The 25,691-nt window shown below is 26.1% G+C and carries 34 protein-coding genes; 22 read left to right on the top strand and 12 right to left on the bottom strand.

Translation table 11 applies throughout. The features are described 5' to 3' along the window. Window positions 1-5: 5 nt before the first annotated feature. Window positions 6-656 (bottom strand): UPF0323 family lipoprotein, encoded by a 651-nt coding sequence (locus APAC_RS07635; RefSeq protein ID WP_130233549.1) that lies wholly within the window; start codon window positions 654-656, stop codon window positions 6-8. Between the two features lie 265 nt (window positions 657-921). Then, window positions 922-1,344, bottom strand: a complete 423-nt coding sequence (locus APAC_RS07630) for a hypothetical protein (RefSeq protein ID WP_130233548.1) — start codon at window positions 1,342-1,344, stop codon at window positions 922-924. Window positions 1,345-1,497: 153 nt separating this feature from the next. Between APAC_RS07630 and APAC_RS07625 the strand changes: the two genes are divergently transcribed. After that, window positions 1,498-1,812 (top strand): hypothetical protein, encoded by a 315-nt coding sequence (locus APAC_RS07625; RefSeq protein WP_130233547.1) that lies wholly within the window; start codon window positions 1,498-1,500, stop codon window positions 1,810-1,812. A gap of 102 nt (window positions 1,813-1,914) precedes the next feature. Here the strand turns inward: APAC_RS07625 and APAC_RS07620 are convergent, their stop codons facing one another. From APAC_RS07620 to APAC_RS07610, 3 genes are read right to left on the bottom strand one after another with little or no spacing between them, the layout of a single operon-like run. Continuing rightward, window positions 1,915-2,127 carry a hypothetical protein gene (locus tag APAC_RS07620; RefSeq protein WP_130233546.1) on the bottom strand — a complete coding sequence of 71 codons (213 nt, stop codon included), beginning with the start codon at window positions 2,125-2,127 and terminating at the stop codon, window positions 1,915-1,917. After that, window positions 2,117-2,914 carry a shikimate dehydrogenase gene (locus APAC_RS07615; RefSeq protein ID WP_130233545.1) on the bottom strand — a complete coding sequence of 266 codons (798 nt, stop codon included), beginning with the start codon at window positions 2,912-2,914 and terminating at the stop codon, window positions 2,117-2,119. The genes APAC_RS07620 and APAC_RS07615 overlap by 11 nt, the downstream gene beginning before the upstream one ends. 10 nt (window positions 2,915-2,924) lie before the next feature. Beyond that, the gene (locus tag APAC_RS07610; protein WP_130233544.1) at window positions 2,925-3,533 is read right to left on the bottom strand and encodes a class I SAM-dependent DNA methyltransferase; all 609 of its coding nucleotides are present in this window, start codon (window positions 3,531-3,533) and stop codon (window positions 2,925-2,927) included. Window positions 3,534-3,590: 57 nt separating this feature from the next. On the opposite strand from APAC_RS07610, the gene pgeF reads away from it, so the two are divergent. The 4 genes from pgeF (at window position 3,591) to APAC_RS07590 (ending at window position 5,896) form a co-directional block, all read left to right on the top strand. Next, on the top strand, window positions 3,591-4,259 hold the full coding sequence (pgeF, locus tag APAC_RS07605; protein ID WP_130233543.1) for a peptidoglycan editing factor PgeF: 669 nt from the start codon (window positions 3,591-3,593) through the stop codon (window positions 4,257-4,259). A gap of 88 nt (window positions 4,260-4,347) precedes the next feature. Then, on the top strand, window positions 4,348-5,181 hold the full coding sequence (purU, locus tag APAC_RS07600) for a formyltetrahydrofolate deformylase (protein WP_130233542.1): 834 nt from the start codon (window positions 4,348-4,350) through the stop codon (window positions 5,179-5,181). After that, complete coding sequence (locus APAC_RS07595) at window positions 5,181-5,645, top strand: tRNA (cytidine(34)-2'-O)-methyltransferase (RefSeq protein ID WP_130233541.1); 465 nt, start codon at window positions 5,181-5,183, stop codon at window positions 5,643-5,645. Before purU ends, APAC_RS07595 begins: the two co-directional genes overlap by 1 nt. Next, window positions 5,645-5,896: a hypothetical protein gene (locus tag APAC_RS07590; RefSeq protein ID WP_130233540.1), complete on the top strand. Its 252-nt coding sequence runs from the start codon at window positions 5,645-5,647 to the stop codon at window positions 5,894-5,896. The genes APAC_RS07595 and APAC_RS07590 overlap by 1 nt, the downstream gene beginning before the upstream one ends. 10 nt (window positions 5,897-5,906) lie before the next feature. Here APAC_RS07590 and APAC_RS07585 read toward each other — a convergent pair whose 3' ends face one another. Both APAC_RS07585 and APAC_RS07580 read right to left on the bottom strand, forming a co-directional pair. Beyond that, window positions 5,907-6,104, bottom strand: coding sequence for a hypothetical protein (locus tag APAC_RS07585; protein WP_130233539.1), 198 nt, complete (start codon window positions 6,102-6,104; stop codon window positions 5,907-5,909). Then, complete coding sequence (locus tag APAC_RS07580) at window positions 6,082-7,863, bottom strand: Na/Pi cotransporter family protein (RefSeq protein WP_130233538.1); 1,782 nt, start codon at window positions 7,861-7,863, stop codon at window positions 6,082-6,084. The genes APAC_RS07585 and APAC_RS07580 overlap by 23 nt, the downstream gene beginning before the upstream one ends. Before the next feature lie 71 nt (window positions 7,864-7,934). Between APAC_RS07580 and APAC_RS07575 the strand changes: the two genes are divergently transcribed. The 9 genes from APAC_RS07575 to APAC_RS07535 all read left to right on the top strand — a co-directional run bounded on the left by APAC_RS07575 (window position 7,935) and on the right by APAC_RS07535 (window position 15,121). Further along, the gene (locus APAC_RS07575; protein WP_130233537.1) at window positions 7,935-8,594 is read left to right on the top strand and encodes a response regulator transcription factor; all 660 of its coding nucleotides are present in this window, start codon (window positions 7,935-7,937) and stop codon (window positions 8,592-8,594) included. Next, window positions 8,584-9,438, top strand: coding sequence for a sensor histidine kinase (locus APAC_RS07570; protein ID WP_130233536.1), 855 nt, complete (start codon window positions 8,584-8,586; stop codon window positions 9,436-9,438). The genes APAC_RS07575 and APAC_RS07570 overlap by 11 nt, the downstream gene beginning before the upstream one ends. Window positions 9,439-9,617: 179 nt before the next feature. Beyond that, window positions 9,618-10,640 carry a TonB-dependent receptor plug domain-containing protein gene (locus tag APAC_RS07565; RefSeq protein WP_130233535.1) on the top strand — a complete coding sequence of 341 codons (1,023 nt, stop codon included), beginning with the start codon at window positions 9,618-9,620 and terminating at the stop codon, window positions 10,638-10,640. Window positions 10,641-10,649: 9 nt separating this feature from the next. Continuing rightward, window positions 10,650-11,492, top strand: coding sequence for a TonB-dependent receptor domain-containing protein (locus APAC_RS07560; protein ID WP_130233534.1), 843 nt, complete (start codon window positions 10,650-10,652; stop codon window positions 11,490-11,492). 9 nt (window positions 11,493-11,501) lie between these two features. Continuing rightward, window positions 11,502-12,941, top strand: coding sequence for a 4Fe-4S binding protein (locus tag APAC_RS07555; protein ID WP_130233533.1), 1,440 nt, complete (start codon window positions 11,502-11,504; stop codon window positions 12,939-12,941). A 54-nt stretch (window positions 12,942-12,995) separates the two neighbouring features. Next, window positions 12,996-13,421, top strand: coding sequence for a TonB-system energizer ExbB (gene exbB / locus APAC_RS07550; protein ID WP_130233532.1), 426 nt, complete (start codon window positions 12,996-12,998; stop codon window positions 13,419-13,421). Continuing rightward, window positions 13,402-13,779, top strand: coding sequence for a TonB system transport protein ExbD (gene exbD, locus APAC_RS07545; protein ID WP_130233531.1), 378 nt, complete (start codon window positions 13,402-13,404; stop codon window positions 13,777-13,779). Before exbB ends, exbD begins: the two co-directional genes overlap by 20 nt. Continuing rightward, window positions 13,776-14,477, top strand: a complete 702-nt coding sequence (locus tag APAC_RS07540) for an energy transducer TonB (protein ID WP_130233530.1) — start codon at window positions 13,776-13,778, stop codon at window positions 14,475-14,477. Before exbD ends, APAC_RS07540 begins: the two co-directional genes overlap by 4 nt. A 26-nt stretch (window positions 14,478-14,503) precedes the next feature. Beyond that, window positions 14,504-15,121, top strand: coding sequence for a SanA/YdcF family protein (locus tag APAC_RS07535; RefSeq protein ID WP_130233529.1), 618 nt, complete (start codon window positions 14,504-14,506; stop codon window positions 15,119-15,121). A gap of 6 nt (window positions 15,122-15,127) precedes the next feature. On the opposite strand, the gene APAC_RS13540 is transcribed toward APAC_RS07535, so the two are convergent. Next, on the bottom strand, window positions 15,128-16,084 hold the full coding sequence (locus tag APAC_RS13540; protein ID WP_420196403.1) for a methyl-accepting chemotaxis protein: 957 nt from the start codon (window positions 16,082-16,084) through the stop codon (window positions 15,128-15,130). A gap of 654 nt (window positions 16,085-16,738) precedes the next feature. Further along, window positions 16,739-17,410, bottom strand: a complete 672-nt coding sequence (gene aat / locus APAC_RS07525) for a leucyl/phenylalanyl-tRNA--protein transferase (protein WP_130233527.1) — start codon at window positions 17,408-17,410, stop codon at window positions 16,739-16,741. Window positions 17,411-17,474: 64 nt separating this feature from the next. Between aat and APAC_RS07520 the strand changes: the two genes are divergently transcribed. Then, on the top strand, window positions 17,475-18,155 hold the full coding sequence (locus tag APAC_RS07520) for a pseudouridine synthase (RefSeq protein ID WP_130233526.1): 681 nt from the start codon (window positions 17,475-17,477) through the stop codon (window positions 18,153-18,155). Here APAC_RS07520 and APAC_RS13255 read toward each other — a convergent pair. Both APAC_RS13255 and APAC_RS07515 read right to left on the bottom strand, forming a co-directional pair. Next, window positions 18,152-18,319: a hypothetical protein gene (locus APAC_RS13255; protein ID WP_170170135.1), complete on the bottom strand. Its 168-nt coding sequence runs from the start codon at window positions 18,317-18,319 to the stop codon at window positions 18,152-18,154. The genes APAC_RS07520 and APAC_RS13255 overlap by 4 nt on opposite strands. 8 nt (window positions 18,320-18,327) lie before the next feature. After that, window positions 18,328-18,942, bottom strand: coding sequence for an HAD family hydrolase (locus tag APAC_RS07515; RefSeq protein ID WP_228255897.1), 615 nt, complete (start codon window positions 18,940-18,942; stop codon window positions 18,328-18,330). Between the two features lie 318 nt (window positions 18,943-19,260). On the opposite strand from APAC_RS07515, the gene APAC_RS07510 reads away from it, so the two are divergent. The 7 genes from APAC_RS07510 to APAC_RS07480 are packed head-to-tail and all read left to right on the top strand — an operon-like array spanning window position 19,261 to window position 24,997. Next, the gene (locus APAC_RS07510) at window positions 19,261-19,764 is read left to right on the top strand and encodes a hypothetical protein (protein ID WP_130233524.1); all 504 of its coding nucleotides are present in this window, start codon (window positions 19,261-19,263) and stop codon (window positions 19,762-19,764) included. After that, window positions 19,764-20,474, top strand: coding sequence for a sulfite exporter TauE/SafE family protein (locus APAC_RS07505; RefSeq protein ID WP_130233523.1), 711 nt, complete (start codon window positions 19,764-19,766; stop codon window positions 20,472-20,474). Before APAC_RS07510 ends, APAC_RS07505 begins: the two co-directional genes overlap by 1 nt. A 33-nt stretch (window positions 20,475-20,507) precedes the next feature. Then, entirely contained in the window at window positions 20,508-20,693 is a 186-nt protein-coding gene (locus APAC_RS07500; RefSeq protein ID WP_130233522.1) for a hypothetical protein, read from the top strand. A gap of 23 nt (window positions 20,694-20,716) precedes the next feature. Beyond that, complete coding sequence (locus APAC_RS07495) at window positions 20,717-22,534, top strand: TonB-dependent receptor plug domain-containing protein (RefSeq protein WP_130233521.1); 1,818 nt, start codon at window positions 20,717-20,719, stop codon at window positions 22,532-22,534. Further along, on the top strand, window positions 22,535-23,368 hold the full coding sequence (locus APAC_RS07490) for an ABC transporter substrate-binding protein (protein WP_130233520.1): 834 nt from the start codon (window positions 22,535-22,537) through the stop codon (window positions 23,366-23,368). It abuts the gene before it with no gap. After that, a complete protein-coding gene (locus APAC_RS07485) occupies window positions 23,343-24,041 on the top strand; it encodes an ATP-binding cassette domain-containing protein (protein ID WP_130233519.1) in 699 nt (232 codons plus the stop codon). Before APAC_RS07490 ends, APAC_RS07485 begins: the two co-directional genes overlap by 26 nt. Next, on the top strand, window positions 24,038-24,997 hold the full coding sequence (locus APAC_RS07480; protein WP_130233518.1) for a FecCD family ABC transporter permease: 960 nt from the start codon (window positions 24,038-24,040) through the stop codon (window positions 24,995-24,997). Before APAC_RS07485 ends, APAC_RS07480 begins: the two co-directional genes overlap by 4 nt. On the opposite strand, the gene APAC_RS07475 is transcribed toward APAC_RS07480, so the two are convergent. Further along, window positions 24,994-25,638 (bottom strand): metallophosphoesterase family protein, encoded by a 645-nt coding sequence (locus APAC_RS07475; RefSeq protein WP_130233517.1) that lies wholly within the window; start codon window positions 25,636-25,638, stop codon window positions 24,994-24,996. The genes APAC_RS07480 and APAC_RS07475 overlap by 4 nt on opposite strands. Between the last annotated feature and the right edge of the window lie 53 nt (window positions 25,639-25,691).

Genomic DNA, 25,691 nt, shown 5'->3' with positions numbered 1-25,691 from the left:
TTATATCACCCTCCAAAAGATCTAGAAGAACCAAATGAACTTTTAGATGAACTTGAACTTGATTTATTTCCAAAGAATCCACTACTTTTTGAAGATGATGATTTTGTAGTGCTACTTTTATTAGTGTTATTAAATGAACTTTGTGATCTACTATAAGTTTGAGGAGATTTATACTGTGCTTTTCTTTGATTTTGATAGTTTTGATTGTTGAATAATTTATTACCTAACCAAGATCCAATCATAGCACCTGCAATTGAAGATAGCAATACTCCACCAAGTCCCATTCCTCCATTTGACATTTCAGGATTTGTTAATGCAGAAGTTCCATTGTCAATTTTTGCTTCTTCTTCTTTTACTAGTTTATCAATTTCTTCTTGTGTTAAAATTCTCTCTGTTCCATCTGGCTTTCTTAATACGATAGTAGTTTTAGAAGCAGGGAATTCATCTGCAATTTTATATTGACCACTTGCAGATTCTTCAACAACAACAAATGCGCCTTGTTTTTGACTAGCTTGGCTAAAAGCATCACTTTGCCCTTGTTGTTGATTATTGTTGCTTGAGTCACCACAACCCACTAATCCAGTTACTAAAATAGCTCCTAATCCACCAACCATAGCATAATTAGATATCTTTTTAATATGATTTTTCTTTTTCAATCTTATTCCTTTTCATACTTTTTTAATTATTGTTCAAATTTTTGACTTATATTACTAAAGTGTTGCTATAAAAAAGATGAAAGAATCAATTTTTGTTATTCAATGTAGATAATGAACTATATTGTGGATAAAATGTAGATTCATTTACAAATTCTTAATTTGTAAAATGGAGAGAGCTAGTGAATCTACATACACAATTATATATGAATATATCTTAAATATTACTTTTATTTATATAGAAATTATAAGATATAGTTATATATTACTAATTTTGTTTTTTTACACAAGTTTTTTTGTCTTCTAAGCAAATATATTCTTTATTATTCTTCAAAATTGTTACCATTCTAATACCTGGCTCAAACATTCTATCTGAAATTTGAAAATATGCTGTAAAATAAGGCATTGGAGACCAAATAGAGTTTACATCTTCAAATTTTCCATCAATTGTTCTAATTTGAAAAGGAAAAGTCTCACCTGTACAAAGTATTTCTACTTGTCCAGAGTATCTAGCAGTTGAATATCTATATAAGGTACTTTTATCATTTTTTGTTACTCTAAAAATCTCATCTAAGTTTTTAGCACTTGCGTGAGCACCATGCGCTATATATTCAGCATATTCTAAAACTTTTATTTGTGATGCACTTAGTAGTGAAGTTAGACAAAGTATAAAAAAAATACTTTTTTTCATCAAAATCCTTTAATTGTTTAATTACAATTATAAAATAAAAATATAACTTTAATATAGCAATAAATAAAAATATATTTTTAATATGTAATTCATTAATTTTGATATAAAATAAGTCTAAGTAACATATTAAGTGTTATTACTAAAAGGAAAATAATGAAAAAATTTGTTTTTATAACATTAACTACAAGTTTATTAACTGTATCATCATTTGCTAGGGATGTTATTTTTAGTATCTATGAAGATAGTGATATAGTAAAAACTGACAAAGGTTGTATATCTACAATTTGGACTGGAGAAGAGGGGAGTATTGAACTTGTTGTTAATTTTGATAAAAAAACATGTAATACAATAAAAAAAGATATTACTTACATTATGAATGTTAATTTAGAAAAATGTAAAGAGTTAAAATCTATTGATAGTGATAAGTACGCTTGTAATGTAAATAAAATAAAAGAGTATAATTACTAAGAAGGGTTAATTACCCCTTCTAATAAATTTGAAATCGGTTTTATAAGATTTAGGAATCCAAACTTTTGTTCTTTACCATTTTCTTTAACAGTCGCTAAAGCTTCAATTTAGTGACAAATGTATGAAAACTTTACAACTATCTTCGTAAAATTCAAATGAATTTTTAGTTATTGTTACATTCCCTGTATCAACTTGATTACAGTAAGTTGTATCTAAAGAGTATTTTCCAATCAATTCTTTTGGAACAATATCATTAGCCAATAAGTTTGTAGAAGTTAAAACAAGAAAAGAAGTAAATAATTTATTAAATTTCACCTTTTAATCCTTTTCTCATAGCTTCAATAAGCTCATCATTAGCTTTTGTATTAGTAAATAATTCAAACGCTAAAACACCTTGATAAAGTAGCATGTCCTCGCCATCTTTTATCTCACATCCTTTATCTTTAGCAAGTGCTAAAAATGGAGTTACTTTTCCATATACACAATCAAAAGCAAAAGAGGCATTTTTTAATACAGGTTCTAATATTTCTATAGGAGCGGGTAAATATTCATCTTTTAGTCCAGCACTTGTTGAATTTACAACTAAATCAAAATTTTTTAATTCAAAACTATCCCAAGAAGAGCATTTAATACCTTCATTTTTGAAAAACTCTAGTTTTCCTTCACTTCTATTTAAAACTGTAACTTCTATACCTTTTTCTTGTAATGCTAGAGAAATTGCTTTTGCTGTACCTCCTGCACCTAATAATAATACATTTTTAACATCACCAAAAGACTCAATAGCTTTTAAAAATCCTGGCGCATCAGTATTATAAGCAATTACTTTTCCATTTTCATTTATATATGTATTTACTGCTTGAATTTTATTTGCTAAACCTCTGATTTCATCAGCATTTTGATATGCAAACTCTTTATGAGGTACTGTTATATTAGCTCCTTCAAAGCCTTTTTGTAAAAATACTTCTTTTATAGTACTTCCATCTTCAAGTTGATATTTATCATAATTTCCATCAAACTTAATATGATTTAGTCCTGCATTTTGCATTTGTGGTGACTTAGAATGTGCTACTGGGTTCCCAAATAATACAAATTTTTTACTCATTTATTTCCTTTTATTTTTTTGCTATTAAGTTAAAAAGAGGGTACTCTTTTTCATTTCTTTTGTGGATATATGTAGTTTCAAATGAAATGATTTGAAACCCTACATCTTCAAATATTTTTTTTACACTATTCTCTTCATAACCAAAATGTTCAACACCATCATTATTATGTTTAGCATGAAATGTACCATCTTCTTTTTCTAAATCATTTATACAAACAATTCCTCCATCAACTAAACAATCATAAGCTTTTTTTGCGAACATATTTGTATCTTTTATATGGTGCATTGTCATTGAAGAGATAAATAAATCATATTTATTTTCTTCTATTTCATCTTCATTCATATTATGTTTCATAGCTTTTATATTGTCAAAGTTTAATTCTTTTGCTTTTTCATTAAACCTTTCAACCATGCCATCTGAATAGTCCATACCTAATATATTATTTGTTTCATTACTAAGTGCAAAAGATATAAATCCTGTGCCACAACCATAATCTAAGATATTGGCATCATCTTTTAACTTAATATGTTTATTCAAATTTTCAACACAGGCATTTGAGCTATCAATACTTGTTTGTTTTTTATCCCATGTTTTAGAAGCTTCATCAAATCTATTCAAATCAAATCCTTAAGAATTTTTTGGTAAATTATATCAAAAAGCTATAAAGATGAAATTATGAATCAAATAAAATATTATTTTAGTACTATTGAAGATGGGAATTTAGCTTATCATGTAAATGATAAAAAAGAAAATGTTGATACCAACAGAGCTAAACTTGCTAGAAAAATAAATTATAAAAGTGAAGATTTAGTTTATATGAATCAAGTTCATGGAAATAATGTACAAGTAGTCACAAAAGAATCTCCAAAATTAATTGATAACTGTGATGGATTAATTACAAACCAAAAGGGCTTACCTTTGATGGTAATGGTAGCAGATTGCATTCCTATACTATTTTTTGATGAAAAAAATGAAGTAATTGCAGCTGTTCATGCTGGAAGAAACTCAACTTTTTTAAAAATTGCAGAAGTTACAGCAAAAAAGATGATAGAGGTTTTTGATTGTAAAGTTGAAAATATTAAAGTTATTATGGGGCCTAGTATTCAAAAGTGTTGTTATGAAGTAAGTGAAGAGTTAATTGACATAGTAAAAAATAGTTTTGGAGAAGAGTTTTGTGATGGAAGATTAATAGATTTGCAAGGTATTAATAAAAAGCTATTAAATAATTTAGGTATTTATAATATTGAAATCTCAGAAGTTTGTACAATGTGTTCAAATGAGCCTTATTTTTCATATAGACAAAACAAAAAGTGTGGAAGATTTGCTGGTATAATATGGTTTTAAATAATATTAATAATGTAAAATTATCTATTAAACTATAAAATGGTATTATTCAAACTTTAAAAATAAGCTTGAATGATATAGGACGAAAATGGAAGAGTATATACTTTTAATAGATACTGAAGATGCAAAAGGACTTGTTTATAACATTTCAAAAGTTCTTTTTGCAAATAACTTAAATATAGAACAAAATGCTGAATATGTTGACCCTGAAACTAAAAAATTCTTTATGAGAAGTATTATTTCTGGTAAAGTATCAGCAAATATCTTATTAAAAGAGTTAAAAGAAGTTTTACCTCAAAGTGCTCAAATAAAACTAAATAAAAAAGAGAAAAAAGACGTTGTTATTTTAGCTACAAAAGAGTCTCATGTTTTAGGTGATTTACTTATTAGATATGTAGCAGGTGAATTAAATGCTAATATTAAAGCAGTTATTGCAAATCACGAAGTTTTAGGTGATTTAGTAGAGAAATTTGATATTCCTTTTACTTGTATTAGTGCAGAAGGTTTAAGTAGAGAAGAACATGAAGATAAAATGATTGCTAAAATCAATGAATATGAACCAGAACTAATTGTTCTTGCAAAATATATGAGAATTTTAACTCCTAAATTTGTACAAGAATATCCTAAAAAAGTACTAAACATCCACCACTCATTTTTACCAGCATTTATCGGAGCAAACCCATATAAACAAGCACATGAAAGAGGTGTTAAAATTATTGGTGCAACTGCTCATTATGTAACAGATGACTTAGATGAAGGACCAATTATTTATCAAGATGTTGTAAGAGTTGACCATAGTTACTCGTGGGAAGACATGAGAAATGCGGGAAGAAATGTAGAAAAAATTGTACTTTCAAATGCCTTTGAATATTTACTAAATGACAGAGTATTTGTTCATGGAAATAAAACGGTAATTTTATAATGTTTAATATAGTACTACACGAACCAAGAATACCTGGAAATGTTGGGACAATTGGAAGACTTGCATTTGCAATGAATTGTAAACTTCATTTAATAAAACCTTATGGTTTTGGTGAAATCACTGAAAAAGAAGTAAGAAGAGCAGGGCTTGATTATTGGTTTGATTTAGAAGTTTATGAATATGAAAATATTGAAGAATTCTGGGAAAAGAATCCTTTAAATAATAGACATTTTTTTGCTACTACAAAAACAGATAAAGTATATTTTGATGCAAAGTTTTTGCCAAATGATTATATCTATTTTGGAAGAGAAGATGCTGGACTACCTGAATCTATTATGGATAAAAATAAAGCAGGGTGTGTAACAATTCCTATGACAAATGATGCTAGAAGTTTAAATATTGCAAACTCAGTATCAATTATTGCTTATGAAGCATTAAGACAAAACTTTAGTGAGTTTAAATAATGGCACAAAAACAGATTGTTGTTGGTGGTTTTAGTGAAGCTCAAAGAAAAAAAGAGCTTGAAAAAGTAAAAGTAAAATATGAAAAAAAAGGCTACAAGTTTTTAAAGTATATAGATAATGGGACTTTAAAATCTGTAGCAGTTTTTGAATTAGATGAGTCAATATTAAGAAAAGAAAAATCTGCACAACTAATAGTTGCTGGAATTGGATTTATGGTTATTGCAGCTATTTTATATCTAAAAGGCTACTAATAAAAGTTAATTACAAGCTCTCTTGAGCTTTTTTAATTAACTTTTTAATAGCTTTTATTTTCTCTTTTTTATCTGATTTATCTTCAAACTCTTTTTTCTTTTTCCTAAGTTTTTTTATAAGTTCTTCTATCTCTTTTTTATCATCTTTTTTTAATTCTATTTTATTTAAATGTCCATTTATATATTCAAATATTTTTTTCAGTTTCATTATCTATATCCCCTAGCATTCTTAATTTTTCATCTTTAATAAATAGTATATTTGCAATTCTATATAAGTTTCTACATATATTAAATACAGTTGTAGAATCATTTATAAGTGATGTTGCCATTTTTGATGTTATTTTCTCACTTCTAATTAAATTATCAATTCTTTCGCTGTACATTAACTCAAAATCCTGTAGTTTATCTTTATCCATTTGAATTATCGTTGATATTTCTACTTCATCATGATTACTATCTTTTAGTTGATTAATTGAAAAAATTGTATTAACAATAACTCCTTTTATATCTAAATACTCTTTCTTTACAAATTCATTTTTGCTATTTAAATATAAATCCATATTCTTTTGTATATCTCTTGTATCTTTTAAAATTTTTACTATAACATTAGATGCAATCTTTAATTGTGCAACATATTCATGCTGTTCTTTTGTCATATTTTCTTGAGATAATAAAGAGTATTCTATAATTTCACTATATAACTCTTTTAAATTATTTTTATAAATTTCATCTAAATTTGTATCTATTTTCGAAGGTTTATTTTTTAAAATTTTATCAATATCTTCTCTTTTTACTAAATCTTTTGTATGTATACTAAGAGCATGTAGCAATGCTTTTTGAGCTTTATCATAAAGATTAATAACCTCTTTTTGTATAGAGATCATAGCATTATAAGGTAGTTTTAAATTTGCCATATCCAAATATAATGGTCTTGACTCTTTTCTCATTTTATCATCATTTATAATTTTTTCAGATAGTTTTACAATTAAGGCTATAAATGGAAATAAAACTACTATTCCTAGAAGATTAAAGATAGTATGAAATAGTGCTAATTTCATACTGTAATTTTCATCATCAATACCTATAAATAGAGAAATAATATCAACTAAATCTTTTAATTGATAAATTAAAACAAGGGCTAGAAGACCTGTTATCCCATTAAATATAAAGTGTACAAAAGCTAATCTCTTACCATTTTGGTTTGATGTTAATGCTCCCATCACAGCAGTTACAGTAGTACCAATGTTTGCTCCTATTGCTAAAGCTAAAGCATCAAGATATAAAATATTACCGCCTGCAAGAGCTGTAATAACAATAGCCATAGCAGCACTACTTGATTGAATAACAATAGTCATAATCATACCAATAATTATAAATAACATTAATCCAATAAAACCATCAACACTATAAGCAGCTAAATCAATAGAATCTTTTAATGTATCAAATCCTTCTTTCATATACGAAATACCAAGGAATATAAAACCTAACCCTAAAAACACATTTCCTATTCCTAAATATGTACTGTTTTTTGAAAATCTAAAAATTACACCAAATATAATTAAAGGCATTGCATATAGTGAAATTTTAATATTTAATCCAAATGAAGAGACAATCCATGCAGTTGTTGTACTTCCTAAGTTTGACCCAAAAACAACAGCAACAGCTTGAGTTAAAGATATTAATCCAACAGATAAAAATGATATGATAATTACAGATATTAAAGATGAACTTTGAACAATGGATGTTGAAATAAAACCAGTTAATAATGATTTATATTTATTACTTGTAAATCTTTCAAGCACTTCTTCTAAAGTTCCACCTGAAAATTGTTTAAAGCCATCTTCCATAAAATGCATACCAATCAAAAATATTGCAATACCTGAAAGTATTATTTTTATATTCTCTTGTGAGATTACAAAAAAGCCTAAAATCAAAAGCAAAAGTATAATAAACAGTTTTTTAGCCATAAAGAATTCCAATTAACATTTTTTTAACTATTAAATATTATAATAAATTAACTAATAAATGGGATTAAAGCTTGTATAAAATATTACTTTTAGAAGATGATGAACTTTTTGCTTCAACTATTGAAGACTTTTTAGATGATGAAGGTTTTAATGTTGATGTTGCAAATGATGGTGAAGAGTGTTTAACTTTAAACTACACTAACAATTATGACTTATATATTTTTGATATAAATGTACCAAAAATAAATGGTTTAGACTTGTTAAAACAACTTAGAGATTCTAGTGATGAGACGCCAACAATTTTTTTAACTTCATATAAGGATAAAGATACATTACATGATGCATTTTTAAAAGGGTGTGATGATTATTTAAAAAAACCTGTTGATTTAGATGAATTATTACTTAGAATAAAAGCTTTACTAAAGAGAAATAAAAAACAGTTTGATTGTATATCTCTCCCAAATAATCTAACATTTGAACCCAATTCAAAAAGAGTTTTAAATAATGGTATTGATTTAAATTTGCCAGTTAAGGTATTAGAACTAATTGAATTATTTATTGAAAATAGGGGAGAAATAGTAACTAAAGATATGATTATTTCAAAACTTTGGGCTACTCAAGAAGAGTATAGTGAAGGTTCTATTAGAGTTTATATTAATCATATAAAGAAAATCTTAGGTAAAGATTGTCTTTTGAATATAAAAGGAATAGGATATAAAGTTGAATTCTAAAAAAAGAGAGTTCTTAATCTCTATTTCTATTATTTTTACCTTTACACTAATTATTATTCTATACATAAATTATGTATTTATAGCAAGATTTGGATTAAATCAAGAAAATTTTATCTATGTAATTATGCCACTAGTAATTTTAGGTTTAGGAATATTTCTAAGTTTTACAAACTCTATTTTAAGACCCTTATTCAAAAGTGATGAAAAACTTCAACAAAGTCTAAAAGAAACAATACATGAATTAAATATACCAGTATCAACTATAAAAATGAATACTCAAATGCTTCAAAAAGCCCTTAGTGATGAAAAGAGTTTAAAAAGATTAAAAAGAATCGAACAGGCTAGTTCAAATTTACTAAAATTATATGAAAGTATGGAATATTCAATAAAAAAAGAGATAGATAAAATTGAAAACCAAGAGTTTTATTTAGATGAAGTTGTAAATAATTCGATTAATAAATTCGATGATATTAAAAAAGATACGCTTATTAAAACTAGTATTCCACACATACTTTTAAAATCTGATTTAAATGGTTTTGAAAAAACTATAGATAATCTTATTTCTAATGCAATTAAATATAATAAAAAAGAAGATCCTTTAATAATAATTAATTATAAAAATAATACATTGTCAATTTTTAATAAAGGTATAAATATTGATACAAAAAATCTTTTCATCGTTTTTGATAAATATTTTCAAGAAGACTCTTCTAAAGATGGTTTTGGTTTAGGACTTTCTATGGTAAAAGAGTATTGTGATAAAAATAAAATTCTAATTACAATTGATACTTTAGAAGATGGAAATCAATTTAACCTTAATATAAAATCTATAATCCATAAATAAATTAACAGTTAATTAACAAAATACTAATAGAATACTCATTCATAAAATATAAGTTCTCTATCCTAAAAGTTTGGCGACTAAAAAATAGAGAACTGGCGAATCAACACCATGTAAATTTTACAAGAAGTTTCCTTTTTTTAATATAAACATGGTGTATATATTTATCACATGGAGAGGAAATGACTATTCTAAAAAAATCACTTACCGTTGCATCTTTATTATTTGCTGTAAATAGTTTACAAGCTGTTGAGCTTGAAGCTATAAATGTTACAACAACTTCTTTAGGACAAGAAACTAATATTGATGATGTCCAAGCAAGTATAGAAGTATTTGATGATACTTTTATTAAAAAAACAAATGCTCAAACTGTTCCCCAATTATTAGATAATGCTTTAGGAGTTGATGTAAAAAATGCAGGAAGTACTTCAAGTATAAGTTTAAGAGGGTTTAATAGTTCTCATACTTTATTATTAATTGATGGTATGAGAAGAACTGGGAAATATGGTTCTTTTGATTTAACCTCAGTACAACTTTCAGACATTGAAAGAATTGAAATTGTAAGAGGTCCTATGTCTGCTTTATATGGAGCTGATGGTATAGCGGGGGTTATAAATATTATCACTAAGAAAAATTCTGTAAAAGATAGTTTAAAAGCTTCACTTATAACAGGAATGGCACAAAATCATGAAAGAAATAGTTATATTGCAAAAATATATGGGAATAAAAAAACAGATAATATTTCACATAACTATGGTATTGAAATTAGAAAAAAAGAAGACTTTAGAGAAAATAAAACAGAAATTGCAACTGATTTAAAAAATGAATCTAGAATTTTTTTAAGTTATGGCAATAGTATAAAATTGAATGAAAGTAATACTTTAAATACAAGATTAGAATATTCAAAACAAAATGATGATGGTAAAAATTACGCTAATGTAACAACTTATGAAAAAGAGAATAGATACCAACTAACTACTCAATACAATTATATTGGTGAAGAGTTTATTTTTGATTCTAATTTAGCTTATGGATATAGCGACACAGATGTAAATAGAGGAAGTGGTAGTGAAACTACTGATTATAAACAATTAGAACTTAATAATTATTTTAGACATTATACAAGTGATAATAGTACTAATATTATTGGTGCTGGCTATAAAAATGACAAAATTGATGTTTCAATGTATACAAAAAAAGCATAAAGAGATAATATAAATTTACTTTTTCAAAATGAGTATAATTTTACTGAAAATTTAGTTTCAAATGTTGGTGTTAGATATGATAACTTTAGTGATTTTGGTGATACACTAAATCCAAAAGTCTCTTTAATGTATAAATTATCTGATTTTAAATTTAGAACAAGTTATGGTACGTCATTTAAAGCTCCAAGTTTTACTAATATGTATAGCCATTTCACAAGATCTGCAGGACCTATTACTTATGATATTTCTGGAAATGAAAATTTAGAACCTGAAGAATCAAAAACTTATGAATTTGCAGTTGGTTATGTTAAAAATAATTTTGATTTAGAGATAATTTATCATAATTCTAAATTAAAAAATCTTATAAACTCATATACTGTAACTTATAATCCAATTACTAGAATAAATTATACTTCTTATGAAAATATTGATAGAGCAAGTATAGAAGGTATTGAATTGTCATCTAAATATAATCTAAATAAATCATTAAATATTGGTTTTGGATGGGAACATTTAAATACAAAAGACAAAACATCAGGTGATAGATTAACGGGAAGTGCAAAAGATACTATAAAACTAAATTTAATGTATTCTCATAATAAATTAGATACATATTTCAATATTAAAAGATACCAAAAATATTATGGGACAGATGAAAATAGAATAAATGTAAACAGTAATTACACGGTAGCTGATTTCAAGTTAAACTATAACTTTACAAATAATCTTGATCTATTCTTTGGAATAGATAATATCTTTAATAAACTAATACCATATAATATGACTTCAAGAGGAACACCAAATGATCCTGGTCAAAGATATTATTATACTGGTATTGAATATACGTTTTAGTGGTGCAAGATGAAAAACATAATTAATAAAAAAGGAAAAGATTTATTCTCTTTTTCTTTATTTAGATTTTTATTTAAAAATGAAATATTCTTACAAATGTTAAGATTACTGATAACATTTACATTTTTTTATGCAATATTTTTAGGATTCATTTATCCAGTAAAAGAAGAAAATGCATTTACTACAGCACTATTTTGGAGTCTTTTTTGGTCTTTTTTTATGGTTTTATCATTATCAACTTTAGGAAGGGTGTTTTGTGGTATTTGTCCACATGGATTTATTGGTAAATACATAACAAAAATTGGATTAAATAAAAAGATACCAAAAAAATTAGCTAATCCATTTATAGGTCTTAGCATTATACTTGGTGGATATTGGTTATTGATTTTTTTATTTCCAGGCATATATAGAAGCCCATTTAATACGTCACTATTTTTTTTAATATTAACTATTTTATCAATAGTTTTTTTCTTTATTTATAAAGATATGGCCTATTGTAAATATATTTGTCCTTTAGGTACAGTTACAAAAGTATTTTCAAAAATTAGTTTTATGAAATTAGAGACATATAAAGAAGGATGCTCTACTTGTAAGACATTTGATTGTGCAAAAGCATGTACTTATGATTTAAAACCATTTACTTTTAACAAAAAGAATTCTATGGAAGATTGTACTTTGTGTATGGATTGTGCTACTTCTTGTGAAAATGTAGCTTTTACAATAAATAAACCATCATCAAGTTTATTTAGTAAATTTAAAATTCAAAAAGTAGAAGTGTGGACTTTATTGATTCTAACAGCAATATTAGCATTTTCAATGACAATAAAACATGCTTTAAATAGGACAGCAATTGCAGATGAATTTATTTGGAATAAAATATCTACATATATAAAAAATATTACAGATATAACTTTTATTAGTATTGATGGATTTACAATCCTTTTTTTTAGTATATTCACTGTTATTGGATTGAACATTTTAGGAATGTTTGTTAGTTCAAAGATTTTAAAAATTGATTATGAAAAAACTTTTTATACTCTAAGTTATGCATTAATTCCTCTATTTATAATTGGTGGATTAGCACATATTCTTGAGTTCTTCTTTGTACATTATGCTTCAAATATTTTTAATGGATTCAATGAAGCTTTTCATGTTGGTTTAGACCCTATGGAGCCATTAGCAAAAAGAGGTGAGAGTTGGTTATTAATATTTAAAGTATTCCCTCATATTGCTTATATCTGGGCTTTTGTTTTAATGTTTTATAGATTAAAACTATTAACTGAGAAAATTAATTTACGATTATTAGCTTTTCCTTTTGCAAGTATTGTAATAATTTCATACATGAGTCTTAATTTTTATGTGGGTTATGTTTTTAAAACATATGGTGTGCAAAAAAGTGGACATAATAATGCTTCAATGCAACACAAAAACATTCATAAAATAAATTAACTCAAAATTAACACTCTTTTTATAGAATACTTAACTTTTAAAAGGGGTGTTAGTATGGATATTGAAGTTTTAAAGCATTTAGTTGACTATGGTGTTATTGCACTTTTAGTATTTATGAGTTTTTTATCATTTTGGTTCTTTATTGAAAGAATCATTTTTTACAAAAGAATGGATATAAACTCTTATAAAAATAAAAAAGCCTTAGATATTGCACTTACAAAACATCTTACAATCATAGGTACTATTGCTTCAAACTCACCATATATTGGTTTACTTGGTACTGTTATTGCTATTATGCTAACTTTTATGACAATGAGTAATGGAGATATTGAAGCTGCAAAAATTATGAGTTCCCTTGCCCTTGCACTTAAAGCAACAGCAGTTGGATTGGTAGTTGCAATTATGTCTCAAATTTTTTACAATATTTTAGGAAGATATGCTGAAGTAAAAGAGAGTGAATATGAAGCTAAAGAAGTATGATTCAATAAACGTAATTCCTTTTATTGATGTATTATTAGTTCTTTTAGCAATAGTTTTAATGACTACTACATTTATATCAAAAGGTATTATTCCTGTATCTTTACCTGAAGGTAAAAATGCTGAAAATATAAAACTAAACAAAGAAGTAATTATAACTATAAAAGAAGAGGGCAATTTACTTTGTAACAATAATATCCAAGGATTATATAACATTGAAAATCATGTTTTACAGTTTCCAAAAGATACTCCAATTCATATAAATAGTGACAAAAATGCAAAGTTTGAGCTTTTTGTTAGTGTCTTAGATATGTTAAAAAAGAACGAATACTCAAATATTTCTATTGTGACTAAAAAATGAAACGATATTTTGGCTCTTTTTTCTTAACTTTATTTATATACTTAAGTGCTGCTACAACACTATTTTATGTTTATAGTAACAGTGAATTTAATAAAGAAAAGATTGAAGAACCAGTTAAAAAGATATCCCTTAATCATGTTGAAATAAAACCTATTATTAAAAAAGAACTTCCAAAAAAAGAAGAAATAAAAAAAGTTCAAGAAAAAATTATAAAAAAAGAAGTAGTAAAAAAACAGATTAAACCAAAAGTAAAACCTAAGCCAAAAGCTAAGAAAGTAGTAAAAAAAACTATAAAAAAAGAGATTAGGAAACAAGAGGTTCAAAAGCCTGTTAAAAAAGTAGTTAAAGAAGAAACTATAACTACTCCTAAGCCAGTAATATCAAAAAAAGCTATTAATACTGTACCAAAAGTTAATGCAAAGCAAGAGTTTTTAAATAAACATTTATCACAAATAAGAAACCTTATAAATGAAAATATAAAATATCCAAAGCGAGCAAGAAAATTAAAAATTCAAGGTTTAGTAACAGTTAAATTTAAAATTTTAAAAGATGGAAAACTTGGAGAAATACAAATCATTGATGGAAATAAATTTTTAAGGAAGTCTACTATTGAAGCCATAAAAAGAGCAGCAAATAATTTCCCAAAAACTACTACTGATATAGAAATTAAAATACCTATTGCATATAAACTTATATAAAATATACAATTTGTTATAATCAGTTCATGATTAAAATTTTCAAAACCTTTCTTATCTTTTTCATAACAAATAGTTTATTTGCCAATGAAAACTATAAAATTTATTCAGATATAAATAAAATACCTTCTAAAAAAGCTGCTTTAGTATTAGGAACTGCAAAATATATAAAAAAAGGAAAGCAAAACTATTTTTATAAATATAGAATTGATGCAGCTTTTGAATTATGGAAATCAAATAAAATAAAAGCTATTGTTGTATCAGGTGATAAAAGTAAATATTATGATGAAGTTACAACTATGTACAAAGATTTAATTAAAAAAGGTGTACCTTCTAGATATATTACAAAAGATTTTCATGGACACAGAACTTTTGACTCAATTGTAAGGGCAAGGGAAATTTTTGATTTGGATGATTATATAATTGTAAGTCAAAAATTTCATTTAGAAAGAGCTTTATATATTGCTAAAGGAAAAGGACAAAAGGCCATAGGGTATGCGGCTAAAAGTTTAAAAGGTACGAAATCTTTAGAAAAAATGGAAGATAGAGAAAAACTTGCTATGATTAAAGCCTATTTGGATTTAAATATCTTAGATACTAAACCCAAAGTATTAGGCGATAAAATTAAAGTTATTTATAAAAAGTAGGGACTTTTAACAGTTCTCTTGCTTTGTAATTTGAAGTGATGAAAAGACTTCATTAATACATTTATCAATATTCATTGTCTCTTTTAACATATTTTCACTATTACCACTTGCATTATCATTAATAATACATTGAACACCACCATGAACTTTTAAATGAGCTTCTTTTAATCTTTCCCAATTACTTGTTTTTGTGAATGATTCACCATTAGACTCTTGTTCAATAATCCATTTACCAAGATTACACTCTTTTTCATTTTTTACAGTCCAAGTTTTCTTAGAATCTAAGTCTTTAAAATTAGTATCTTTAAAATTTATATGATCTAACTTTAATCTGTTTAAAGTTAACATCATTTCAACATCGCAAATCTGCTTTTCAGAACCATTTATATAACTTGTATTTTCAACAATATGAACAAGTTTCATAGCTAATTCATTAATGTGCTTACTTTGTTGACTAATTTGACTAGCTGCAGATGCATTTTGTTGTGTTGCTTGATCCAATTGCGTAACGGCATCATTAATTTGCTCAATTGCACTTCGTTGTTCTTTCGAAGCATTAGAAACTTCCTCAATAATATTCATTTGGCTTGAAATATTTTTATTTAACTGAGCATAACCATTAATCATATCTTGAGCAATATTTTTTCCTTCATTTGCTCTTTGTTTAGCTTTTTGAACAATATCATTTATCTCTTTAGCAGCATCAGCACTTCTTGTTGCTAAATTCCTTACTTCTTGTGCAACAACTGCGAAACCTTTACCTGCTTCACCAGCAGTTGCTGCTTCAACTGCAGCATTTAATGATAAAATATTAGTTTGGAATGCTATTTGATCAATTATTGTTGTAGCTTCTTCAATCAAAGAAACTTCATCATTAATACTATTCATAGAACCAACTGTATTTTTAGCTAACTCTTCACCTTTTTGAGCAGACAAATTAACTTCTTGCGAAAGCTGGGCCATCTTTTGAGTGTTTTCTGTGTTATTTACAATAGTACTTGTAACTTCTTCTAAAGCAGCAGCTGTTTCTTCTAAATTTGCAGCTTGTTGATTTGAAGCACTTGCTAAATTATTTGAAGCATTTGTTAAATCTTCAACTTCTTTATGTAATTCATCAGATGTAACATCCAATAAAGCTAAAATCTCAGATACTGTTTCACCCAAAGCTCTAACACCTAAAACTATAGATCCCATTTTACCGCTTAATTCATTTGTGTCAATTGGGTGACTAAAATTTGAGTTTCCATACTGGATTAAAGCTTGTATCCCTCTATCTGCTAATTCAGCATTTTTTATAAGAGCTGAATTTAATGTATTCTTTATTTGATTAATTTTTTCATTTTGACTATCTGACTTAACTGTTATTCCATAAAAACCTTTTTCAAATTTTTTTAATACATCATTAATTTCATTAATTATAATATCTTCATTGTTTTGTTTTGCTTCTAACTCTTCAATTTTTCTTTTTAATAAAACAATCTCTTCATCTTTCTTCTTACTTGAAAAAAACATTCTAACTCTCCTAATAAATACTGTAAATATTAGTTATTTTATAATTTTAAAGTAGCACAGATATAGCATTAAGTAATAACAAATTACTTTTAATAAACTATATAGTTAGTTTGTTATTAAATAGTCAAAATAGTTATTTCTTGTTATTTCATAAGCTCCTAAACTTGCTAGATGGTCATTGTAAACTTGGCAATCAATAAGTTCTATATTATTATCTTCACACCATTTACAAAGATAATAAAAGGCAACTTTTGAAGCATCACTTACTTTTGCAAACATACTTTCACCACAAAATATTTTATCATGAACTAAAATACCATATAATCCACCAACTAATTCTCCATCTAGATAACACTCAATACTGTGAGCATATCCCAAATGATGGAGATTTGTATAAGCTATAATAAAGTTATCATCTATCCATGTTTCATCTTCATGCTTTCTTTTTATTTGTCCACACTGTTTTATAACATCTGAAAATCTAGTATTTGATTTGATTTCAAAGCCTTTATTTTTGATAGATTTTTTTAAACTTTTAGATACTTTCATTTCATTTGGTTTTAAAACCATTCTTTTATTTGGACTAAACCAATGTATATGGTTATAATCATCAATAAACCAAGGGAAAATCCCATTTTCATAGGCATTTATAAGTCTTTGAGGATGAAAATCCCCTCCAATGGCAACTAAATCATCATCCATCATACTAAGTGTTGGAAAGTTATAGTTATCTAAATCTAGTAGATATATTTTGTGTTCTTCATCAAGTAATTCCATAAATGAAAAATACCCAAATTTAACTAAAAAAATGTTAGTATCACAAAAAATTTAAAGAGAATATATGCTAAAAAGAGTTGATGCACTTTTGTCACAATTAGGTTATTGTACAAGAAAAGATAGTAGAAGATTTTTAAGAAAAAATTCTTTAACAATTGGTGATGAAGAGATTAGAAATCCTGCACTAAAAGTAAAACATGCTGATTTAAAACTAAATGGTGAAGATTTAGACCCTTTAAAAATAGTAGTACTTATGAATAAACCACCTAGAACAATTTGCTCACATGATGATGCAGGAGCATTAATCTATGGCCTTTTACCTCAAAGATGGCAATATAGAAATCCAAAAGTTTCTACTGTAGGTAGATTAGATGCAGATACAACAGGTGCAATTATTCTAACAGATGATGGGGCATTAAATCATAAATTAACAAGCCCAAGAAGTAATATTCCAAAAGTTTATGAAGCAGTTTTAGCTCAAGAATTAAATGGAAATGAAAAAGAGATTTTTGCAAGTGGAACACTTATATTAAAAGGTGAAGATAAACCTTGCCTTCCTGCTGTTCTTGAAGTTATAGATGATACAAAAGTAAGACTAGAAATAGTTGAAGGAAAATATCATCAAGTAAAAAGAATGTTCGCAGCAGTTGGAAATAAAGTTATAAAGCTACATAGAGTAAGTTTTGGTGAGTTTGATGTTAAAGACTTAGAAGAGGGTGAGTATAAGTTTATTAACTTAGACTAACACTCCTCTTTTTTTTGAATAGTCCAATCTTTATATTTTGCATCATTTTTAATTTCATCAATTTGCTTCTGAGTTAAATCCATATATTTCATCATTTTCCCATCAAAAATTACACAAGAAAAAGTCTCTTCTTTTTTAAATATATTTTTTATTTTGTCAAACATTTATAGACCTATTTAAATTTATCAAAAATTCTTTTTTCTAACTCTTCTACTGTTTCTATAGCATTTTCTTCATGGTTAGAAAAACCCCAGTTTACAAGTACAGAATCAACTCCAGCATTAGTTGCAGCCATTATATCTTTGTGTGAGTCACCTATTAATTGTGCTTTTTCTTTTTTAATACTGTGTGTATCTAAAATTTTATTTACCATTTCAGGATGTGGCTTGGGATTTTTAACACTGTTGTAACCTAAGATTGTAGAAAAATATTCTCCTAAACCAACATGATTTAACATTTTGTGAGCATAATCAGAGTTTGCATTTGTAGCAACAGCTAAAGTAAAGTTATCACTTTTTAAATCATCAACCAATTTTGCAATTCCATCATAAACTACTAAATCTGTTAAACAGTGTTTATTGTAATACTCTTCAAAAAGTTTTGTTTGCTTTTGAGTAAACTCTTTTGTTCCATAAAAAAATTCTGCCGCATTTATATTTGGGTCATTTACTTTTTCTAAAATAAAATTCTTTTCTAGTCTTTCAAAACCTAAATTTTCTCTAACATAATTAATTGTATTTGTAATTGCATAGCCACTATCTATTAAAGTGCCGTCCATATCGAACATAATTAGACGCATTAAATTAATTCCTCATTTATTATTTAATGATGATTATATGATTAAATTGATAAAAATACATTAAATTTTACAAAATAAGACAAAAAGTGTCTCAATTTAAGAAAAGTTTAAAATATCAGTTATTATAATACTCCCATAGGATATCTACTTTTACATTCTCCTACTACTAAATACGAATTAGATACCTATGATGATTACTTTTTATGAAATAGAATTAAAAAATAGCTTCACTTTTAAGTGGGGCTTTTTTTATTTGTAATGAAAAATTTATAATCAAGAGAATATAATAACACTCTTGGAGTTTATATGAAAAAAATCTTACCTTTATTAACAGTTTTAACAATAATCATTATAATTATTATAATATTTTTATCAATGTCTAATCAAAAACAAATGGTCGTATTAAAAGAAGGAAATATAGAACAAAAACCTTTAGAAATAATACTTGGTAAATATCAAGATAGTGACTGTGGTATGATAATTGATAATATGACTTACGTATCTCAAGTAATTGCCCCAGATGGTAAAACTTGGTTTTTCCATGATCATGGAGGATTAGTAAATTGGATACAAAATAAATCTTTTAAAGATAGTGCAAAAATTTGGGTTATGACTAAAGATACTAAAAAATATATCGATGGAAGAACTGCTTGGTATAGTAGAAATGATATCACACCTATGGGATATGGTTTTGGAGCTTATGAAAATAAACAAGATGGTTTTATATCTTATGATGAAATGTCAATTAAAATGCTAAGAGGTGAAAACCTAAATAATCCATATATTAAAAAAGAGTTATTAGGTAAATAATGGAAACTATTAGTATTATCTCAATTATTACAATTGCATTTTTAGGTTCATTTGGACATTGTATTGGTATGTGTGGTGGAATAGTAGTTGCTTATTCAAGTACTAAAATAAAATCTCAATGGTCTAAACAAACTCAAGCAATAGCTCATCTTTTATACTCTTTTGGAAGAGTTACAACATATACAGTACTAGGAGCTCTTTTTGGGCTTGTTGGTGGAGTTGTTAGTTTTGATAATATGACAAGTGGTATTTTTCTAATTACTACTGGGGTATTGATGGTACTTGTTGGACTATCATTAACAGGAAAAATAAAATTTCTTACAAAAATAGAACACTCATGTTCTAAATCACCACTTTATCAAAATACATTTAAGGCACTTTTAGGTTCTCAATCACTTATGAGTTTTTATCTATTAGGTATGTTAAATGGTCTTTTACCTTGTGGTTTTGTATATGTTTTTGCAATAACAGCTGCAAGTACAGGTAGTATGTTTTGGGGTGCAGTTGTTATGTTTATATTTGGACTTAGTACAATACCAGCACTATTTTCAGTTGGATTTTTTGTTGGTTTATTTAAACAAACAAATTTAAGGGATTTATTTATTAAATTAGCCTCTATCCTTGTAATTTTATTTGGATTTTATATCGCTTATTTAGGTTATGAATATTTAGTTGATCCAACAAAAACAATATTAAACTGTCATATATAATTAAAATTAAATTTTAGAAAAGGAGGGTTAATTATGATTAGTAAATGTAAAAAATACTTCACATTTTTTGGTATTTTAGCTGCAACTGCAGATACAAAAATGCATTCATTTTTTAGTATGATTGAATCAATTATAACTAAAAATATACCAAAAATTACTAGACTTTTATTATCAAAAGTATTGAAACCAATCAAACTATATTCAACAAATAATATATAAATAAAATAGGAAAATAAATAAAAATGAATAAAAAATTATCTACAAGCTTAGTTGCAAGCTTTCTATTAGCAACAAACCTACTATCAAATGAGTTAGATCAAATTACAGTTACAAGTGCTACAAAATCAGAACAATCAATCAAAGATGTTACATCAAATGTAGAAGTTATTACAAAAGAAGATATTGAAGAGAGACACTTTGTTACTATTGCAGATGCATTAAACACACTTGCTGGTGTGTCATTTGTAAGTAATGGAAGTTTAGGAAATACAACTTCAGTATTTTTAAGAGGTATGGACACTCAAAGAATTTTAGTTTTAATTGATGGAGTTAGATATCAAGACCCTTCAAATACTTCAGGTGTAGCATTTTCTGATTTAATGATTAATGATATTGAAAAAATTGAAGTTATCAAAGGTGCACAATCAGGTATTTGGGGTGCTGATGCAGCAGCTGGTGTAATTAACATTATTACAAAAGATGCAAAAATAGGAACAAATATTTCTACAAATCTAGAAATAGGTAGTTTTATGACTAAAAAATATGGTTTGTCTGTATCAAATAAAACTAAACTATATGATGTGAAAGTTAGTGCAAATAGAGTTATAACTGATGGTTTTAGTGCACAAGCTGTATATGGAAAAGATTTAGGACAATATGAAGATGATGGTTATAGAAATACAACTATAAATGCAAAAGCTGGATTAAATATAAGTGATAATGATAGATTAACATTAAACGTAAATCACATAAACTCTTTTGTAGAATATGACAGTTTTTCAGCACCAGATTCTATTCAAAGAACAGATAATGAATCTGTTTTATACTCAGTTTCTTATAACAAAAATATAAGCAATCACTCAATTAAATTAAATCATGATATATCAGACTTTCAAAAAGAGAACTTAGATGCTACATTTGGTGTTAAAATATATAATGGAAAAACATATGTTACAGAATTAGTAGATAATATTTCGTATGCAAAAAATAGTAATTTGATAATTGGAGCTTCATATGAAGAGTATAAAGCAGATTATATAACAACAACTTCTACAACAAATGAAGAATCAAATAGCAATAAAGCTGTTTATTTAACAAACATAAACAATTTTGATAAATTCATTTTTACACAATCATTAAGAAGAGATGATTATTCTAATTTTGGTTCAAAAGTAACTGGTAAAATTGGAGCAAAATATTTTATTACAAATGATTTATCTGTAAATGGAAACTATGGTACAGCTTATAATGCACCAAATATTATTCAAATGTTGAACCCTTGGGGAGCTTCAAATCTTGATCTTAAACCAGAACAAACAAAAAGTTATGATTTAACATTAGAATATAAATCAATTTCACTTACTTATTTTAATAATGATGTTAAAGATTTAATTTCTTGGGATAGTACAATTAGTGGATATAATAATACTCCTGGAACTTCTAAAATAAAAGGTTATGAAGCAAAATACAGCAAGGATATTTTAAAAGACACTTTACTATCACTAAACTATACACATTTAAGTGCTAAAAATGCATCTGGACAAGATTTAGGAAGAAGACCAAAAAATCAAATTGGATTAAACTTAGATTATTATGGAATTAACAAACTTCATTTTAACACAAATGCAACCTATATTGGTACTAGGTATGATTTTAATAATAAAGGTGGAAGACAAACAGGTAAGTACACAGTATGGAATGCAGTTATAAACTATGATATAAACAAAGATTACAAAGTTTATTTTAAACTAGACAATATATTTAATAAAGATTACCAAACTATTGATGGATATGCAACAGCTCCAAGAAGTGCATATATAGGATTAAAGGCAACATTCTAGATGAAAAAACTAATACTATTATCAATATTTACAATATCACTATTTGCTTCACAAAGAATTGTAAATCTAGCACCATCAGTAAATGAAATAGTATTTGCCTTAGGCAAGGGTGAAAATGTGGTAGCTAATACTATGTTTTGTGATTACCCACAAGAGTCTAAAACTAAAGAGAAAATAGGGGGGTATTCCTCTATCTCTTTAGAAAAGATTCTCAAAAACAAACCCTCTATTGTAATAGCTCAAAACTATGATGAGAAGCTAAATTCAAATCTTAAAAAACTAGGAATTGAAACGAGAGTTTATAAAACTACAACACTAAATAATATCAAAGATACAATTTTAGATTTAGGTGAGTATTTTAATAAACAAAATAAGGCAAATAAGCTTATAGATAATATAAATAGTGAACTAAAAAGTCTTGATGGGATTATTGAAAATAAAAAGATTTTAATAGTAATTAGTCCAAAAAAAGATTTAAAAAATCAAATCTATGTTACAGGAAATTTTTTATATTTTGAAGACATAATAAAAGCTTCAAACAATAAAAATGCCTACCAATCAAACTCAACAATGCAACCTGTAGTAAATGCAGAAAAAATAATAAGTATGAATCCTGATATAATAATACTATTAGGAGCTTTTTTTGAAAATAAACCAAAAGAGTTAGAAGTTGTAAAAAATGCTTGGAGAAACCTTCCAATAAATGCAGCTAAACAAAACAATATATATGCAATAGACAAAGAGTATGCAGGAATCCCTTCCCATAGAGTTGTCTATTTCATAAAAGATTTTAGAAAGATATTAGAAGATGTTAGAAATAAAAGATTACAATAGTTCAATTTTACATGAAATTTCATTTTCATTAAAAGAGAATGAAAATCTTATCATACTTGGACAAAATGGAGCCGGGAAGTCAACCTTAGCAAAAGTACTTTCTAATCTAATTGAAAATGATAAGGTAAAATTATTTGATAATAATATCTCAATATTAAGTGATTCTAAAAGAGCCTCTTTTATAAACTACATTCCACCAAAACTAACAATATTTGATGAGTATATAACACTTAGAGAGTTTTTGGAATTATCTTTTATTTCAAGTGTTGATAATAAAAAACTTGATGAGATAATAAAACTGTTAAATCTAAAAAAATTAGAACATAAATATTGTAAATCTTTTAGTTCTGGAGAAAAACAATTATTGCTTCTAGCAAGTGCCATTTTACATAATGCAAAAATTACAATCTTTGATGAATTAACTGCAAATCTTGATATTAGTAGATTAAAAGAGGTTTTTGATATTTTTAACTCAAATTTACTTCAACAAAAAATCATTATAACACATAATCTTGATTTAGCTTATGCTTTAAAATTTAAAATACTCTTCTTAAACGATGGAATAATAGAGTTTTTTGGAAATCATGAAGAATTCTTTGAAAATAAAAATCTTAGTAAATTTTATAATGATTCAATACAAAAAATTAATAATCATTTGGTAGTAAATTTATGAAAAAATTTTTATATATAGTAACTCTTTTTTTTGTAATTATTGCACCATTTTTAGGTGAGATAAATTTAGCACTAAGTGATATATTTGATTCAGAATCTATGAGTTTTACTATATTTTGGGATTTAAGAGTTCCTAGAGTTTTATTAGCCTTTTTTGTGGGAGGAGTTTTAGCTCTTAGTGGTTTAGTTTTTCAAATCATATTCAAAAATGAACTAATAACACCATATACCCTTGGAATAGCAAGTGGAACGACTCTTTTTACAGCACTTGGAATAGTGTTTTTCCCATTTATGTATTTAACAATTTCATCTGTTTTTGGCTCTATTATTACTGTATTAATACTTTATTTTATTTCAAAAAAAATAAATAAAGACTCAATTGCAGTCTCTACAAACTCCATACTTCTTACAGGTATTGCCTTATCTTACTTTTATGCATCAGCTTTAATGCTTGTTTTTTATATGAGTAATTTACAGGAGAACTATTCTATTGTTAGATTTACCCTTGGAAGCTTAGATACAGTAGGTTTTTTTAATAGTTTTATAATGCTTATTGTTAGTGCAATATTTTACTTAGTAATTATGAAACATAAAGAAAATATAAAACTTATGTTAATTTGTAATGATACAGCTTTTTTAAAAGGTTTAAATGTAAATAGAGTTAATTTGATTTTATTAATAATTACTTCACTTTGTGTTGGAGTTAGTATTAGTTTTGTAGGACCAATTGGCTTTATTGGTTTAGTTATTCCACATATTATAAAATTAATTTATAAAAAAAGTGCTCATAATCTATTTTGGCCAGTATTTTATTATGGTGGAGTATTTTTAGTGATTTCAGATTTAATTTCAAGAAATTTAAACACTGATTCAACACTTCCTATTGGTGTTGTAACAGCATTTATTGGAGCTCCATTTTTTGTATATTTACTTATAAAAAGAACCAAAAAACCTTAGAGATTACTTTTAAAACCATTTAATAATATCTTTTCTTTAGCACTTTCATAATCATAATCAACGCTAATTTGCTCAACACTATATTTATCTTCTTCAACACTTAGTATTGAGTAACTAGCTTTTTTACTTATACCAACTGAACCTGGACAGATAACAATTTGACCAGAACTTAAAGTTTGTGTTTTAGGAATAGTTGAGTTCCCACAAAAGATAAATGTAGCCTCAATATTATCAGTTAATTCAATAATCTTTTTATCATCATTATTTTCTAATAAATATTGAGAATCATCAAAATAAGTTCCATGAATCATATAATAAATTCCACCAATAATCTTTTCAAAAGGTAAATCTTGAATCCAATACAAAACCTCTTCGCCTAAATCATTATAAACAAATTTTAGTAACACATCATTTTCTAATTGCTCCAAAGAAGCCTCTAAAATTTTTCTATCTTCATTTCCCATAATGTTTACAAATTGACTTTGTCTTATTAAATTATATGTCTCTTTAGGTGCTATTGGACCATATAAACTATCTCCAAGGTTTAGTGTTACATCAACACCTCTTTGTTTTGAATCTTCTAATACAGCTTTTAGTGCGTAAACATTTGATTTGATATCTGATATTATTGCTATTTTCATTTTTTTCCTAAAAATTGATAATATTTATTATAAGTAATATTTATTTAATATTA

Origin of the sequence: Malaciobacter pacificus, assembly GCF_004214795.1 — a bacterium.
GTDB lineage: Bacteria > Campylobacterota > Campylobacteria > Campylobacterales > Arcobacteraceae > Malaciobacter_A > Malaciobacter_A pacificus.
Note: the sequence above shows the minus strand (reverse complement) of the source record. Positions and strands in the feature narration are given on the sequence as shown.

Bases quoted from the DNA above. Each gene is read 5' to 3' on its own strand.
- APAC_RS07590 (WP_130233540.1), top strand. From the start codon at position 5,645: ATGGCACAAAAACAGATTGTTGTTGGTGGTTTTAGTGAAGCTCAAAGA.
- APAC_RS07495 (WP_130233521.1), top strand. From the start codon at position 20,717: ATGAATAAAAAATTATCTACAAGCTTAGTTGCAAGCTTTCTATTAGCA.
- APAC_RS07625 (WP_130233547.1), top strand. From the start codon at position 1,498: ATGAAAAAATTTGTTTTTATAACATTAACTACAAGTTTATTAACTGTA.
- APAC_RS07490 (WP_130233520.1), top strand. From the start codon at position 22,535: ATGAAAAAACTAATACTATTATCAATATTTACAATATCACTATTTGCT.
- APAC_RS07475 (WP_130233517.1), bottom strand. From the start codon at position 25,638: ATGAAAATAGCAATAATATCAGATATCAAATCAAATGTTTACGCACTA.
- purU (WP_130233542.1), top strand. From the start codon at position 4,348: ATGGAAGAGTATATACTTTTAATAGATACTGAAGATGCAAAAGGACTT.
- APAC_RS07565 (WP_130233535.1), top strand. From the start codon at position 9,618: ATGACTATTCTAAAAAAATCACTTACCGTTGCATCTTTATTATTTGCT.
- APAC_RS07580 (WP_130233538.1), bottom strand. From the start codon at position 7,863: ATGGCTAAAAAACTGTTTATTATACTTTTGCTTTTGATTTTAGGCTTT.
- pgeF (WP_130233543.1), top strand. From the start codon at position 3,591: ATGAATCAAATAAAATATTATTTTAGTACTATTGAAGATGGGAATTTA.
- APAC_RS07480 (WP_130233518.1), top strand. From the start codon at position 24,038: ATGAAAAAATTTTTATATATAGTAACTCTTTTTTTTGTAATTATTGCA.
- APAC_RS07515 (WP_228255897.1), bottom strand. From the start codon at position 18,942: ATGTTCGATATGGACGGCACTTTAATAGATAGTGGCTATGCAATTACA.
- APAC_RS07585 (WP_130233539.1), bottom strand. From the start codon at position 6,104: ATGAAACTGAAAAAAATATTTGAATATATAAATGGACATTTAAATAAA.
- APAC_RS07555 (WP_130233533.1), top strand. From the start codon at position 11,502: ATGAAAAACATAATTAATAAAAAAGGAAAAGATTTATTCTCTTTTTCT.
- APAC_RS07485 (WP_130233519.1), top strand. From the start codon at position 23,343: ATGTTAGAAATAAAAGATTACAATAGTTCAATTTTACATGAAATTTCA.
- APAC_RS07535 (WP_130233529.1), top strand. From the start codon at position 14,504: ATGATTAAAATTTTCAAAACCTTTCTTATCTTTTTCATAACAAATAGT.
- exbD (WP_130233531.1), top strand. From the start codon at position 13,402: ATGAAGCTAAAGAAGTATGATTCAATAAACGTAATTCCTTTTATTGAT.
- APAC_RS07540 (WP_130233530.1), top strand. From the start codon at position 13,776: ATGAAACGATATTTTGGCTCTTTTTTCTTAACTTTATTTATATACTTA.
- APAC_RS07630 (WP_130233548.1), bottom strand. From the start codon at position 1,344: ATGAAAAAAAGTATTTTTTTTATACTTTGTCTAACTTCACTACTAAGT.
- APAC_RS13255 (WP_170170135.1), bottom strand. From the start codon at position 18,319: ATGTTTGACAAAATAAAAAATATATTTAAAAAAGAAGAGACTTTTTCT.
- exbB (WP_130233532.1), top strand. From the start codon at position 12,996: ATGGATATTGAAGTTTTAAAGCATTTAGTTGACTATGGTGTTATTGCA.
- APAC_RS07500 (WP_130233522.1), top strand. From the start codon at position 20,508: ATGATTAGTAAATGTAAAAAATACTTCACATTTTTTGGTATTTTAGCT.
- APAC_RS07510 (WP_130233524.1), top strand. From the start codon at position 19,261: ATGAAAAAAATCTTACCTTTATTAACAGTTTTAACAATAATCATTATA.
- APAC_RS07520 (WP_130233526.1), top strand. From the start codon at position 17,475: ATGCTAAAAAGAGTTGATGCACTTTTGTCACAATTAGGTTATTGTACA.
- aat (WP_130233527.1), bottom strand. From the start codon at position 17,410: ATGGAATTACTTGATGAAGAACACAAAATATATCTACTAGATTTAGAT.
- APAC_RS13540 (WP_420196403.1), bottom strand. From the start codon at position 16,084: ATGGCCCAGCTTTCGCAAGAAGTTAATTTGTCTGCTCAAAAAGGTGAA.
- APAC_RS07505 (WP_130233523.1), top strand. From the start codon at position 19,764: ATGGAAACTATTAGTATTATCTCAATTATTACAATTGCATTTTTAGGT.
- APAC_RS07615 (WP_130233545.1), bottom strand. From the start codon at position 2,914: ATGAGTAAAAAATTTGTATTATTTGGGAACCCAGTAGCACATTCTAAG.
- APAC_RS07595 (WP_130233541.1), top strand. From the start codon at position 5,181: ATGTTTAATATAGTACTACACGAACCAAGAATACCTGGAAATGTTGGG.